Origin of the sequence: Pseudomonas sp. NPDC089743 (genome assembly GCF_044748785.1) — a bacterium.
In the GTDB taxonomy this organism is placed as follows: domain Bacteria; phylum Pseudomonadota; class Gammaproteobacteria; order Pseudomonadales; family Pseudomonadaceae; genus Aquipseudomonas; species Aquipseudomonas putida_X.
Genome location: NZ_JBIVGS010000018.1, coordinates 40,575 through 54,066, shown reverse-complemented (window position 1 = coordinate 54,066; position 13,492 = coordinate 40,575). Strand labels below are relative to the sequence as shown.

Here is a 13,492-nt window from a genome sequence, read left to right as displayed (position 1 = left end):
CCGCACTCCTGTAAGGATAAATAGTAGAAAATCAGAAAAATCGATAAGTTAGGCCGCCCCTTCGCAAGAATAGACGGCAATCAGCAGGGACTCAGCTCAATATGGAGATGGCCCCAAGGTATTTCAAGGTGCGGGACAGATTGTCGCAGGCCAGGCTGTCGAGCCAGTGCACGTCGGACCAACCGCGCAACCAGGTGAACTGCCGCTTGGCCAGCTGGCGAGTAGCAATGATACCGCGTTCTCGCATCTCATTCTCAGTCAGCTTGCCGTCGAGGTAGTCCCAGACCTGCCGATACCCCACTGCCCGTATAGACGGCAGCCCGGCGTGCAAGTCACTTCTGGCTCGCAGCGATCGGACCTCGTCGACGAAGCCCTGTTCCAGCATCTGCGAAAATCGTAACGCAATTCGCTGATGCAAAATGTGACGATCTGTGGGAGCAATCGCCAAACTCGCGACAGTATAGGGCAAATGCCCACCAGCGCATGCGTCTGCGCCGCTACTTTCCGCGAATTGACGCTGGCGATGGGCTGTCATGCTCTCGCCACTCACCTGGTAGACCTCCAGCGCACGGATCAGGCGCTGAGGGTCGTTGGGGTGGATGCGTGCGGCGGACTCCGGGTCCACTTCGGCGAGCTGGCGATGCAGCTCGGCCGAACCCAGCGCCTGCGCCTGGGCCTCGAGCGCGGCTCGCACCCCGGCATCGGCGGGCGGCATGTCCGCCAGGCCATCGATCAAGGCCTTGTAGTAGAGCATGGTGCCGCCCACCAGCAGCGGGACTTTGCCTCGCGCGGTGATCTCGGCCATGGCCTGAAGGGCATCGGTGCGAAACTGCGCAGCCGAGTAACTCTCGGCAGGGTCGCGAATATCGATAAGACGATGTGGGTGGGCAGCCAAAACCTCTTTTGAGGGTTTGGCGCTGCCGATGTCCATGCCGCGGTAGACCAGCGCCGAGTCGACGCTGATCAGCTCGCAGGGCAAGACCTTGGTCAGCTCGATGGCAAGGTCGGTCTTGCCGGCCGCCGTCGGGCCCATGAGGAATATTGCTGGGGGCTTGCCGCTCATGTCATCGACCGCGCAGGAAAAGTTTGTCCAGGTCGTCCAGGCCCATTTGGGTCCAGGTCGGTCGGCCATGGTTGCACTGGCCGCTACGCTCGGTGTTTTCCATGTCACGCAGCAGGGCGTTCATCTCAGCAATCGCCAAACGCCGGTTGGCACGCACGGCACCGTGGCAGGCCATGGTACCGAGCAGTTCGTTCAGGTGCGCCTGAATGCGGTCACTGGTGCCGTACTCCATAAGGTCGGCAAGCACATCCTGCACCAGGCGGTTGGCCTCGGCCTGCTTGAGCAGGGCAGGAATCTGGCGGATCGCCAGTGTCTCGGGGCCCAGGCGCTGCAACTCGAAGCCCAGACGCTGGAACCACTGGGCATGCTCCTCGGCGCAATCGGCCTCACGCTGGCTAAGCGCCAGCGACTCGGGCACCAGCAGCGGCTGGCCACTCAACCCCTCGCTGGCCATCGCCACCTTGAGCCGCTCGTACATGATCCGCTCGTGGGCTGCGTGCATGTCCACCAGGACCAGGCCGGCAGCGTTCTCGGCGAGGATGTAGATGCCTTTGAGCTGAGCCAGGGCATAGCCTAATGGCGGGATGTCGCCCTGGCTCTGCGGCAACGACGCAGGCGCTGCGGCGTCATCGTTCAGTGGCTTGTAGAACTCGCGGTAGACCGCCTGGGCCTCGGCAGCGGGCAACGGCTGCGATGGGCGGGGGCTGTACTGATACTGGTAACCGGCGCCACTGCCACCGTTGGAAATCGAATGCTGGGGCACCTGGGGCTGCTCGAGCACAGGCGAGGCCAGGCGCATCTCGCCTTGCGGGCCGAATTCGCCCGCCTGTTGCCCCGTTGGGCGGACGACCTCGGCAGCGGCGGCCGGCGCCGAGGCCAGATGGTCTTCCGGACGCACGTCGGCCAAGGCACGGTGCAGCGTGCCATAGAGAAAGTCGTGAACCGAACGCCCCTCACGGAAACGCACTTCGTGCTTGGTTGGGTGCACGTTGACGTCGACGCCGTTGGGCTCAAGCTCAAGGAACAGCACGAACGTCGGGTGACGGCCATTGAACAGGACGTCACGGTAAGCCTGACGCACCGCATGGGCTACCAGCTTGTCGCGCACCGCACGGCCGTTGACGAAGAAATACTGAAGGTCTGCCTGGCTGCGCGAGAACGTCGGCAGGCCGACCCAGCCCCACAGGCGCAGGCCGTTACGCTCGACATCGATCGGCAGCGCCTGCTCCATGAAGCCCCCGCCACAAATGGCGCCGACCCGCCGCGCACGGGCCGTTTCATCATGCGCTTCATGCAGGCTGAGGATGCTCTTGCCGTTGTGCCGCAGGTGGAAGGCCACATCGAAGCGGGCCAGGGCCAGGCGCCGGATGACTTCCTGCAGGTGGTCGAATTCGGTCTTCTCGGCCTTGAGAAACTTGCGACGGGCCGGGGTATTGAAGAACAGGTCTCGTACTTCCACCGAGGTGCCGACAGGATGCGCAGCAGGCTGCACTCGCGGGGTCATGTCGCGACCTTCGGTCTCGACCTGCCAGGCTTCGCTCGCATTGGCGGTGCGCGAGGTGAGCGTCAGGCGCGCCACCGAGCTGATCGAGGCCAGAGCCTCACCACGGAAGCCCAGGCTCAGCACCCCTTCAAGGTCTTCCAGCTCGCGGATCTTGCTGGTGGCATGCCGGGCCAGGGCCAGTGGCAGGTCGTCGGCGGAAATACCGCTGCCGTCGTCACGTACCCGCAACAGTTTGACGCCGCCCTGCTCCACCTCGACATCGATGCGTCGGGCGCCGGAATCGAGACTGTTCTCCAGCAACTCCTTGGCCACAGAAGCCGGGCGCTCGACCACCTCACCTGCGGCAATCTGGTTGGCCAGCCGCGGGCTTAGCAGCTGGATGCGTGAACCGCCACTCATTGCTGCGAAGCCAGGGTCGTTGAGGGAATATTGAGGTGCTGGCCGACCTTCAGCTCATCACTCTTGAGGCTATTGGTATTGCGCAGGCTAGCCACGCTGACCTGGTAGCGCACGGCGAGCATCGCCAGGGTCTCACCTGGGCGCACCGTGTGTTCCCGCGGCCCTTGGGCGATCTTGCCGCTGTCGCGCATCCAGGCAATGTAAGTGCCAGGCGGCGGGTTCTGCTGGAAGTACTGGCGCACACCGGTGTGGATCGACCGGGCCAATGCCTGCTGATGGCTGCGCGTGGCCAGCTTGGCAGCTTCATTATTGTTGGAGATGAACCCGGTTTCGACCAGGATCGATGGAATATCCGGCGACTTCAGTACCATGAACCCCGCTTGCTCCACACGCCGCTTGTGCAGCGAGGTGATACGCCCCATGTTGCCCAGCACTTTTTGCCCGACGTTGAGGCTGGAACTGAGCGTTGCGGTCATCGACAGGTCGAGCAGCACACCTGCGAGCATGCGATCTTTGTCGTCCAGGCTGACGTTACCCGCGCCACCGATGAGGTCGGAGCGGTTTTCTGTGTCGGCCAGCCAGCGGGCGGTCTCGGATGTGGCGCCACGGTCGGACAGGGCGAATACCGAGGCGCCGAAGGCGGCCCGCGACGGAGCAGCGTCGGCGTGGATCGAGATGAACAGGTCGGCGCCTTTCTTGCGGGCAATCTCGGTACGTTTGCGCAGCGGAATGAAGTAGTCACCAGTACGGGTCAGCTCGGCACGGTAGCCCTTCTCGGTATTGATCTGACGCTGCAGTTCCTTGGCGATCTGCAGCACGATGTCTTTCTCATGCTGACCACGCGACCCCGAAGCCCCCGGGTCCTCACCGCCATGACCCGCGTCGATGGCGATTACGATGTCACGCTTGCCGCTGGGTACGGGTGGCAGTTTGATCGCGGGCTGGGCCGGGCTTACCGGTACCGCTGGCGTGGTCGCCGGGGTTTGCACAGGCGCAGGCGGTGCAGCAGGTGCCGAGGCGGCGATGGCATCGGCTTCCTGGTCGTACAGGTCGACGACCAGGCGGTTGCCGTACTGGGCGTTGGGTGCCAGGGTGAAGCTTTTGGGCGTGACCGATTTTTTCAGGTCGACCACCACGCGCAGATCGTTAGGCGTACGTTGGGCGGAGCGCACGTTGCTGATGGGTGTATTGGAGGTGGACACGTTCAACGGCGCCGCCAGTGTCGCGCCATTGATATCGATGACCAGGCGATCGGGTGCGCTGAGGGTGAAGACGCTATGCTGCACGGGGCCAGACAGGTCGAAGACCAGCCGCGTGTTGTCCGGTGCGCGCCACAGGCGCATGCTCTTGACTTGAGTGACGGCCATAGCGTCGACGGTCACCGCTGTCAGCAGCAGCCCAACTACAGCGACCAGTGCGCGTATGCGCATACCTACCCCACTTACTGTTTATAGTGTTTGGCCAGCGCAGTGCACCAGGCCTCGCCGCGCGCCCCCTGCGGCGAAAGGATCAGCGAGCGTCCGCCCGCTTGGGGGCTTATGGTAATGGTCAGGTCAGGCTTTGGCAAAACGCCCGCACCCTTTTCTGGCCATTCGAACAGGCACAGCGAATCTCCCTCGAAGTAGTCGCGAATGCCCATGAACTCCAGCTCTTCCGGATCGGCCAGGCGATAAAGGTCGAAATGGAAGGCACGTACGTCACCAATCTCGTAAGGCTCGACCACGGTGAAGGTCGGGCTTTTCACTGCACCAGTATGGCCCAAGCCGCGAATAAGGCCACGGGACAGCGTCGTCTTGCCCGCACCCAGGTTCCCCTCGAGAAAGATGATGCCGCGACCGCCGGTCACCTGGGCCAGTGATGCACCGAATGTGACGGTGGCCTCTTCATCGGCCAGAAACAGGGTTATGCCAGACACGCAGAATGCTCCTCCAACAACTCACGAATGACCGGCGCCAGATCACTGGCCGCCAGGCCTCTACCTTTCACACCCAAACGCTCGCCGGCACAGGCGTGCAGCCACACCCCAAGACCTGCGGCGCACCAGGCATCCAGCCCTTGAGCCAACAACGCCGCCAGCACACCGGTGAGCACGTCACCCAAGCCTGCCCCCGCCATCGCCGGATGCCCGCGCTGGCACAGGGCCAACTGCCCCGATGGGTCCGCCACCAGTGTACCGGCGCCCTTGAGCACGCAAACACTGGCATAACGGCGCGCCAGCTTGCGCGCCGCGCCCGCCCGGTCGGCCTGCACCGCCTCGGTTGAAATGCCCAGCAGACGCGCAGCCTCCCCCGGGTGCGGGGTGAGGATGCTGCCACTGGGTAATGCCAGGGGCGTGCGCGCCAGCAAGTTGAGCGCATCGGCATCCCACACTTGCGGCCGCTCGGCATTGGCGACAGCCGACAGCAGGCTGCGCCCCCAGGCGGCCTGGCCCAGCCCCGGGCCGATCACCAGCACCGAAGCGCGCTCCAGCACATCCATCAGCTGGTTAGCCGAGCTCACGCCCAGGCACATGGCTTCTGGTACACGGGCAAGGGCTGGGGCAACGTGCTCGGGCCGCGTTGCCACACTTACCAGCCCAGCGCCGCAGCGCAGTGAGGCTTCGGCGCTCAGCAGCACTGCGCCACCGGTACCGAGGTCGCCGCCCACCACCAGTACATGGCCGAAGTCACCTTTATGGGCGTGCGGATGCCTGGCGGGCAGACGCGGGACGGTCACGCTGCTGAGCAGGAGTGGGGCATGGCTTGGGTGTTTGGTCTGCGGCATGGGGTCAAAGGCTCCAATGTCTGGCAGAATTATACGCACCTGAGCCCGTATTGCCTTGCCCATCCATGTCCGCTTGCACACTTGACCTCGCCGCCCTGGCCCAATCGATCAAAAATTGGGGCCGAGAACTCGGTTTTGCCCACGTCGGCATCGCCGGTGTGGACCTTGGCGAGCACGAACAGCACCTGCAGCGCTGGCTCGACGCAGGTTACCAGGGCGAGATGGAATACCTGGCCGCCCACGATGGCAAACGCGCCCACCCCGACCAGCTGATCCCTGGCACCGTACGGGTGGTTTCGCTGCGCATGGACTACCTGCCCGGCGATACACAGATGGCGCAACGCCTGGCCCAGCCGGAAAAAGCCTACGTCTCGCGCTATGCCCTTGGCCGCGACTACCACAAGCTGGTGCGCAAACGCGTGCAGCACCTGGCCGATCGCATCCAGGAAGACATCGGCCCGTTCGGCTACCGGGCATTCGTCGACAGTGCCCCGGTGCTGGAAAAGGCCATTGCCGAACAGGCGGGGCTGGGCTGGATCGGCAAGAATACCCTGCTGCTCAACCGCAAGGCCGGTAGCTATTTCTTCTTGGCCGAACTTTTCGTCGACCTGCCGCTGCCGGTAGACGAGGCGCATGCCAGCGAGCATTGCGGGCGCTGCCAGGCGTGCCTGGACATCTGCCCGACCAAGGCCTTTGTCGGGCCCTATGTGCTGGATGCCAGGCGCTGCATTTCCTACCTGACCATCGAATTGAAAGGCGCCATTCCTGTGGAGCTGCGCGCGATGATGGGCAATCGGGTGTTCGGTTGCGATGACTGCCAGATCGTCTGCCCGTGGAATCGTTTTGCACGACCCACCCAGGAAAACGACTTCCAGCCCAGGCATGGCCTGGAGAATGCCGAGCTGGCCGAGATGTTCATGTGGGATGAAAAGACATTTTTACGCAAGACCGAAGGCGGGCCGCTGCGGCGCGCCGGGTATGAGCGCTGGCTACGCAACCTGGCAGTGGGGCTGGGCAATGCGCCTTCGACGATTCCGGTACTGGAAGCCTTGAAGGCCCGCCGGGAAGACCCTTCGCAACTGGTGCGTGAACATGTGGAGTGGGCGCTGGCGCGGCATGGCATTACGTAGCCGGGGGCGCAAAGCAGCCTCAGGCGTTCACTGCTGGTCGTTGTAGTGAAACTTGGGCATTTCCCAATGGAAGCGGATCGCCAATAGCCGCACCAGGAACCCACCAAACAAGGTCAGCAGCATGGCCTGCTCTGCCGGCACCTTGAAATACACACAGCCCAGGTAGAACCACGCTGCGGCAAACGACACGCTGGCATACAGCTCGCGCCGGAACACCAGCGGGATATCGTTGCAGAAAATATCCCTGAGGATCCCGCCGAACACCCCTGTAATGACGCCACTGATCGACGCCACCAACATGCCCTGCCCCATCTCGAGCGCAGTCATGCAGCCAATCAGGGTGAAAGCCACCAACCCCAAGGCATCCAGCACCAGGAACAGCGACCGCAGGCGGCGCATCATCGGTGCGATGAAAATCGTCAGCAGCGCGGCGAAGCTGGTCAGCACCAGGTATTCCGGATGCTTCACCCAAGTCAGTGGGTAGTGCCCGAGCAGCACATCACGCACCGAGCCACCACCCAGTGCAGTCACACAGGCGATCAGCACCACGCCAAACCAGTCCATACCGCGCCGCCCGGCGGACAGAGCGCCAGTCATGGCTTCGGCAGTGATGGCGATAAGGTAGAGCATCAACAACATGGCGCGGGTCCGTGCGGGAAAGGCGCGCAGTCTAACCAGTTGCCCAAGGCACCAAAAGAGGGCGCACGCACATTCTATGCGCCCGCTTTCACCTCACACCTTGATGAAGTGCGTGCGGTAGTGGCGCAGTTCGGCGATCGACTCGCGGATATCGTCCAGCGCCAGGTGGGTGCTGCCCTTCTTGAAGCTGTCCCGCACGTCCGGTGCCCAGCGCGCAGCCAGCTCCTTGACTGTGGAGACATCGAGGTTGCGATAGTGGAAGTAGTTTTCCAGGCTGCGCATATGGCGATAGAGGAAGCGGCGGTCCTGGCAGATGCTGTTGCCACAGATCGGCGACTTGCCTTTGGGGACCCATTGCTCCAGGAAGGCGATGGTCTGCGCTTCGGCCTCGGCCATGCTGACCTTGCTTTCGCGTACACGCTGGGTCAACCCCGAGCCGCCGTGGGTGCGGGTATTCCACTCATCCATGCGCGCCAGCACTTCGTCACTGTGGTGGATGGCGATCACCGGCCCTTCGGCCAGCGTGTTCAGCTCGCTGTCAGTGACGATGGTGGCCATCTCGATGATGACGTCGGTGTCCGGATCCAGGCCGGTCATTTCCAGATCGATCCAGATCAGGTTCTGTGGGTTCTGCATGAAGGGCTCCTCGTATAGGCCGTCATAGTAGCCTAGCGGCATGGGCCAGCGCATTCCCGGCGCAAAGGTAACCAGAATGGTCCGCCGCCCGTCGTGCTAAACTGCCTGCCGCTTTCAATGCCCCACCACGGCTCTCTCACGCAACTCGCACGGAACACTAATGGCCAAACGCCAGCTCAATCGCCGCCAGAACTGGCGTATCGAAAAGATCCAGAACGAACGCGCCGCTCGCGCCGCCAAACGCGAGCAGCATGCGCTGCAGGAGCTGGAAGGGGGTGACCTGGGGCCGGAGCAACTGGGCCTGGTGATCGCTCACTTTGGCGTACAGGTTGAGGTGGAGGCTCAGGACGGCGAGGCTGCAGGCCAGGTCGTGCGCTGCCACCTGCGCGCAAACCTGCCGGCGCTGGTCACCGGTGACCGCGTGGTCTGGCGTGCCGGCAACCAGGGCATTGGCGTAATCGTCGCGCAGATGCCGCGCAGCACCGAGCTGTGCCGGCCGAACAACCACGGTCAGCTCAAGCCGGTTGCCGCCAACGTCGACCTCATCGTCATCGTCTTCGCGCCAGCGCCCGAGCCGCATCCGAACCTGATCGACCGTTATCTGGTCGCCGCCGAGCACGCGGGCATCCGCCCACTGTTACTGCTGAACAAAGCCGACCTGATCAACGACGAGAACGGCCCCGCACTCCATGCCTTGCTCGAGGTGTACCGCGACCTGGGCTACCCGTTGCTGGAGGTCTCTGCCCACCACGGCGACGGCATGCAGCGCCTGCAGCAGATGCTGGACGGCCATATCAGCGTGTTCGTCGGCCAGTCGGGTGTGGGCAAGTCTTCTCTGGTCAACAGCCTGCTGCCTGCTGCTGACACCCGGGTCGGCGACCTGTCCGAATGGTCGGGCCAAGGCACCCACACCACCACCACCGCGCGCCTTTACCACTTTCCCAATGGCGGCGACCTGATTGACTCGCCAGGCATCCGAGAGTTCGGCCTTGGCCATGTCAGCCGTGATGATGTGGAAGACGGCTTCATCGAGTTCCGCGACCTGTTCGGCACCTGCCGCTTTCGCGACTGCAAGCATGATCGCGAGCCAGGCTGCGCCCTGCTCAGGGCACTTGAAGATGGCCGTATCAAGCAGCAGCGCATGAACAGCTACCGCTCGATCATTGCCAGCCTGCCGGATGACAACTACTGATTCGTAGGAAATATTACCTACCCTCGTAGGGCTCTTCCGGTTTCGCCGTCATCTATTGCCCCGCCTGCTGCTTTCCCTGATGGTCATGACTTCCTATCAGGGAGGGCAACCGCGATGCCGGTTTTAATCACTTACCGCCACGAAGAGCGGCTTGACGCCTTTATCCTCAATGAACGCCTGCTGCTCGAAAGCATTCCGACGCAGCTGGTCCTGTTCGACTGCCAAGGGCAGACCCGCGAAGATCTGTATGGCAACTTCTGCCGATCCATGGGCGATGCAACCCACTGGATTGGCCTTTTGTCCGAATGGGCCGCCGCCGACTGGTGGACACCCTGGCTGCTGGGGGCTGCAGTCATGAGCAGCCGGCGTGTCAGCCTTTATCAAAGCAACGGCGGCGCGCTACCTGAGTGTTTTGGCAGATGGCCGGTAATGCGCGAGCGCAAGCACATCGACCTGTTTGTGCGGGCCTATCACGATGAGTGCACGTTCACCCGTGCCATGACGTTACCCCCAGGACGCGGAAGCTGTGCCGACCGGGACAATGCGGATTTCTTTCATGCGGATCTGAAGGCCAAGATCCGGCGGGGGTTCTGATGCATTGGGGCCGCTGGGCGGCCCCTCCGTCACTGGCCCTTGGGCTCGTCCATCTTCAAGGTCCCTTCCTCGAAGATGTTCAGCTTCTGGCGCAGTTCACGCGGTTGCATGGGTGCATCCTGCGCAGCAGGTGCCGCCGGCGCACCTGGCGCAGCGCCGGCAGGCGGCGCTGGCTGGCTAGGCTGTGCAGGCGCCGTCCCCTGCTCACCCTCAATGTTACGCTGGGCCTTCTTGGTCAGGACGATGATGTCGATACGGCGGTTTACCGGGTTGAAAGGGTCTTTGCGATCGAACAGCGAAGACGACGCATAACCCACTACCCGTGCGACCTGGTCATCCGGATAGCCACCGGCAACCAGCGCCCGCCGTGCGGCATTGGCGCGATTGGCCGACAGCTCCCAGTTGCCAAACTCTCCGCTGCCCGAATAAGGCTTGGCATCGGTGTGGCCACTGACGCTGATCTTGTTCGGCACTGCCTTGATGGTGTCGGCCATGGCCAGCAGAATGTCCTCGAAATACGGCTGCAGTCGGGCACTGCCGATATCGAACATCGGCCGGTTCTCGGCATCCATGATCTGGATGCGCAAGCCGTCCTGAGTGATCTCGAAGAGAATCTGGTCCTTGAATTTCTGCAGCTGCGGGTTTTCCTCGACCTTGTTCTGCAGCTCCTGCAACAGCAGTTCGAGGCGTTCTCGCTCAACCTGATCAGCCATGGTCTCGACCTGATCCTGGTCCAACTGGATGCTGGTATCGGGCGTAGGCTCGGACTTTTCTTCCGGGTTGATGGTCTTTTCCGGCGCAAGCTGGGGCGAACCACCAAGATCGATCACATAAGGCGTTCCGCTCTCGGAGAAACCGATCGGGTCCTTGAAGTAACCGGCAATGGCGATCTTCTGCTCGGGCGTGGCAGTGGACAGCAGCCACAGCACCAGGAAGAACGCCATCATCGCCGTGGCGAAGTCAGCGAAAGCGATCTTCCAGGCGCCGCCATGGTGGCCACCACCGTAGCGCTTGACGCGCTTGATGATTATCGGCTGATTGTTTTCCATGACTCAGCGACCGCGAACTGCTTGTTCCAGCTCGGCAAAGCTCGGGCGATGCTTCGGATACAGCACCTTGCGCCCGAATTCAACGGCCAGCGAAGGTGGCATGCCAGAAGCAGACGCGACCAGCGAAGCCTTGATCGATTCATAGAGGTTGAGCTCTTCCTTGGCATCGTGCTCCAGGCACTTGGCCAGCGGGCCAAAGAAACCATAGGCTGCAAGGATACCGAAGAAGGTACCGACCAGCGCCGCGCCGACGTGCAGGCCGATCGAGGCCTGGTCGCCCTCGCCCAGAGACGCCATGGTCACCACGATGCCCAGTACAGCTGCGACGATACCGAAACCGGGCATGCCGTCGGCAATGCCGTTGACCGCATGCGACGGGTGCTCGAGCTCTTCCTTCATGCTCAGCAGCTCCATGTCGAACAAGCCTTCGAGTTCGTGGGGTGCCATGTTGCCGGTGGACATGATGCGCAGGTAGTCGCAGATGAAGGCGGTCATGCGTTCATCACCCAGCACCGCTGGGTATTTGGCAAAGATCGGGCTGGCTGCGGCGTCTTCGATATCGCCCTCGATCGCCATCATGCCTTCGCGACGGCTCTTGTTGAGGATTTCGTACACCAGGCCCAGCACTTCCAGGTAGAAGGTGTGGGTGAAGCGGGTGCCGAACATCTTCAGCGACTTCTTGATTACATGCATGGTCATGTAACCGGGGTTGGCCTGCATGAAGGCGCCAAAGGCTGCACCGCCGATGATCAGCACTTCGAACGGCTGGATCAGTGCCGCAATCTTGCCGTGGGAGAGCACATATCCGCCGAGCACGCTCGCGAATACGACGATGATGCCGATAATTTTAGCCATAGGTTCAAAGCACTTGCTGTCGTGGTCAGGATGAGGGACGGGAGCTTTAAAACTCTTCTTCTACTTATCGGCAGAACTGCGCCAGACTATAGCCACTCAAAGCGAAAAGCCAGTTCGGACTGATGTCAAAATGCCAATGGAATCCAAGGTGCCCACTCAGAATCCGCGTACGCTAGAGGCCTGGGTAAAGCTGCTGGACGGTATTCGTGTACCGGTGCCGAAGCAGAGTTATGACCGGGTCATGAGCGCTATCAACGATAGCCGCCGTTCGCTTCGCGATATCGCCGAACTGATGCAGGACAGCCCGGCCCTGGTGCTGTCGGTGATGCGCGAGGCCAATCATCCCGCCAATGCCAGCCAGGCAGAGCCCGCCGAAAGCCTGGAAATCGCCCTGAACAGGCTGGGCCTGGCACGCACCAGGGAATTGCTTACCCGCCTGCCAGCGCTGCCGGACGAGGACATCCCGCCGGTGCTGCGCCAGTTCCTGCTGATCAGCCAGCATGCTTCGCAGCAGGCCAGCGGCCTGTTCGCCAGCCGCCTTGCACGGCTGTGGCAGGAAATTCACTGGGGTAGCCTGCTGTTCCTCTCGCCACTATGGCCGTTGGCCTTGGCCTACCCCAAGCTGCTGGACGCGTGGGAACTGCGGGTTATCCACAAGGGCGAAGAGGCGCAAGAGGTCGAGCTCGAACTGTTTGGCGTGCGCATCCTGGCGCTATGCCAAGCCATGGCCGAACACTGGCGCCTGTCGCAATGGGTCACCCAGGGTTACCGCATGCTTCTTGAAGAGCGCGAGCAACTGGGGCAGATACTGAGCATCGCCCGCGACGAAGACCTGCTTAGCCAACAACACCGCCTGGATGAGGCGCCGGCACTGAGCCGCTGGTTCAACCAGCCGGCCAATACCGTGCTGCTGGCCAACAACCTAGCGCTGGCGGCACAGGTAGGCTGGGACAACCCGCACCTGCTGCGCTGGCAATTGCTTACCGCGCTGTACCTGCAGACCACACTGGAGGACGTGCAACAGCAAGTTCACCAACAGGCCGCCGCCAGTGCTCGCCGGCACGCCAGGCATGCCCTGTTCCACCCAGCCGAGGCCTTGATCTGGCCCTGGCACCAGCGTCGCCCGCACCCGGACATGCTGACACCGCCACCGCCTTCCAGCGAGGCGCTCGGCCATTGGCGCACGCTGTGTCAAGCGCTGTTGGCACAGCCCAGCCCCTTCACCAATGCCGTGCACCTGGCTACCCACGCCCGCGAAGCACTGTTGGCCTGCGGCATGCAGCGCATCATGCTGCTGACCCTGGACAAGGCCAGTGACTACCTGCGCGTACAGCAAACGGCCGGTTTGCCCAAGGAGGCGGCAACCATCGCCCTGCCCGTCACGCAGAGCAAGCTGTTGCAGAAACTGGTCGGCCAGGCCGCGCAGCTGCGCCTGTCGCCAGACAACCATGCCCAGTTCGCGGCCCTGCTGCCCGCCCCATTGCGGGCGTTCTTCCGTGGCGAACACCTGTTGCTGCGCTCGCTGGCCGTGAACAATCAAGTGCTGATGCTGGCAGTGGCCGACCAAGGCGGTAAACCGATGGCAGATGTCAGTGTTCAAGCATTCGGTAAAACCGCGCAATGTATCGAGCGCGCCCTTGCGGCGTTTGCCAACCGCAATGCCTGACC

At 62.6% G+C, this 13,492-nt stretch carries 13 protein-coding genes; 4 read left to right on the top strand and 9 right to left on the bottom strand.

Annotated elements, in window-relative coordinates; genetic code table 11:
- Nucleotides 1-91: 91 nt before the first annotated feature.
- From miaA to ACIPZC_RS23010, 5 genes are read right to left on the bottom strand one after another with little or no spacing between them, the layout of a single operon-like run.
- Nucleotides 92-1,063 carry a tRNA (adenosine(37)-N6)-dimethylallyltransferase MiaA gene (miaA, locus tag ACIPZC_RS23030; protein WP_241806247.1) on the bottom strand — a complete coding sequence of 324 codons (972 nt, stop codon included), beginning with the start codon at nucleotides 1,061-1,063 and terminating at the stop codon, nucleotides 92-94.
- A gap of 1 nt (nucleotide 1,064) precedes the next feature.
- On the bottom strand, nucleotides 1,065-2,966 hold the full coding sequence (gene mutL / locus ACIPZC_RS23025; protein ID WP_400629738.1) for a DNA mismatch repair endonuclease MutL: 1,902 nt from the start codon (nucleotides 2,964-2,966) through the stop codon (nucleotides 1,065-1,067).
- Nucleotides 2,963-4,396: an N-acetylmuramoyl-L-alanine amidase gene (locus ACIPZC_RS23020; RefSeq protein WP_400629736.1), complete on the bottom strand. Its 1,434-nt coding sequence runs from the start codon at nucleotides 4,394-4,396 to the stop codon at nucleotides 2,963-2,965. Before ACIPZC_RS23020 ends, mutL begins: the two co-directional genes overlap by 4 nt.
- Before the next feature lie 11 nt (nucleotides 4,397-4,407).
- The gene (gene tsaE, locus ACIPZC_RS23015; protein ID WP_400629734.1) at nucleotides 4,408-4,881 is read right to left on the bottom strand and encodes a tRNA (adenosine(37)-N6)-threonylcarbamoyltransferase complex ATPase subunit type 1 TsaE; all 474 of its coding nucleotides are present in this window, start codon (nucleotides 4,879-4,881) and stop codon (nucleotides 4,408-4,410) included.
- Entirely contained in the window at nucleotides 4,869-5,729 is an 861-nt protein-coding gene (locus tag ACIPZC_RS23010) for an NAD(P)H-hydrate dehydratase (protein WP_400629732.1), read from the bottom strand. Before ACIPZC_RS23010 ends, tsaE begins: the two co-directional genes overlap by 13 nt.
- Before the next feature lie 65 nt (nucleotides 5,730-5,794).
- Here ACIPZC_RS23010 and queG point away from each other — a divergent pair, with 65 nt between their 5' ends.
- On the top strand, nucleotides 5,795-6,859 hold the full coding sequence (gene queG, locus ACIPZC_RS23005; RefSeq protein ID WP_241806252.1) for a tRNA epoxyqueuosine(34) reductase QueG: 1,065 nt from the start codon (nucleotides 5,795-5,797) through the stop codon (nucleotides 6,857-6,859).
- A gap of 27 nt (nucleotides 6,860-6,886) precedes the next feature.
- Here the strand turns inward: queG and ACIPZC_RS23000 are convergent, their stop codons facing one another.
- On the bottom strand, nucleotides 6,887-7,498 hold the full coding sequence (locus ACIPZC_RS23000; RefSeq protein ID WP_003249516.1) for a trimeric intracellular cation channel family protein: 612 nt from the start codon (nucleotides 7,496-7,498) through the stop codon (nucleotides 6,887-6,889).
- A 93-nt stretch (nucleotides 7,499-7,591) separates the two neighbouring features.
- Nucleotides 7,592-8,134, bottom strand: coding sequence for an oligoribonuclease (orn, locus tag ACIPZC_RS22995; protein ID WP_241806253.1), 543 nt, complete (start codon nucleotides 8,132-8,134; stop codon nucleotides 7,592-7,594).
- A gap of 160 nt (nucleotides 8,135-8,294) precedes the next feature.
- Between orn and rsgA the strand changes: the two genes are divergently transcribed.
- Together rsgA and ACIPZC_RS22985 are read left to right on the top strand one after the other, a co-directional pair.
- Nucleotides 8,295-9,326 (top strand): small ribosomal subunit biogenesis GTPase RsgA, encoded by a 1,032-nt coding sequence (gene rsgA / locus ACIPZC_RS22990; RefSeq protein ID WP_241806254.1) that lies wholly within the window; start codon nucleotides 8,295-8,297, stop codon nucleotides 9,324-9,326.
- Nucleotides 9,327-9,440: 114 nt separating this feature from the next.
- Nucleotides 9,441-9,920 (top strand): molecular chaperone Tir, encoded by a 480-nt coding sequence (locus ACIPZC_RS22985; protein ID WP_267819118.1) that lies wholly within the window; start codon nucleotides 9,441-9,443, stop codon nucleotides 9,918-9,920.
- A gap of 29 nt (nucleotides 9,921-9,949) precedes the next feature.
- On the opposite strand, the gene motB is transcribed toward ACIPZC_RS22985, so the two are convergent.
- Complete coding sequence (motB, locus tag ACIPZC_RS22980) at nucleotides 9,950-10,969, bottom strand: flagellar motor protein MotB (RefSeq protein WP_400629729.1); 1,020 nt, start codon at nucleotides 10,967-10,969, stop codon at nucleotides 9,950-9,952.
- A gap of 3 nt (nucleotides 10,970-10,972) precedes the next feature.
- Nucleotides 10,973-11,824, bottom strand: a complete 852-nt coding sequence (gene motA / locus ACIPZC_RS22975; protein WP_241806257.1) for a flagellar motor stator protein MotA — start codon at nucleotides 11,822-11,824, stop codon at nucleotides 10,973-10,975.
- A gap of 130 nt (nucleotides 11,825-11,954) precedes the next feature.
- Between motA and ACIPZC_RS22970 the strand changes: the two genes are divergently transcribed.
- On the top strand, nucleotides 11,955-13,490 hold the full coding sequence (locus ACIPZC_RS22970) for an HDOD domain-containing protein (protein WP_400629726.1): 1,536 nt from the start codon (nucleotides 11,955-11,957) through the stop codon (nucleotides 13,488-13,490).
- The last annotated feature ends 2 nt before the right edge of the window (nucleotides 13,491-13,492 follow it).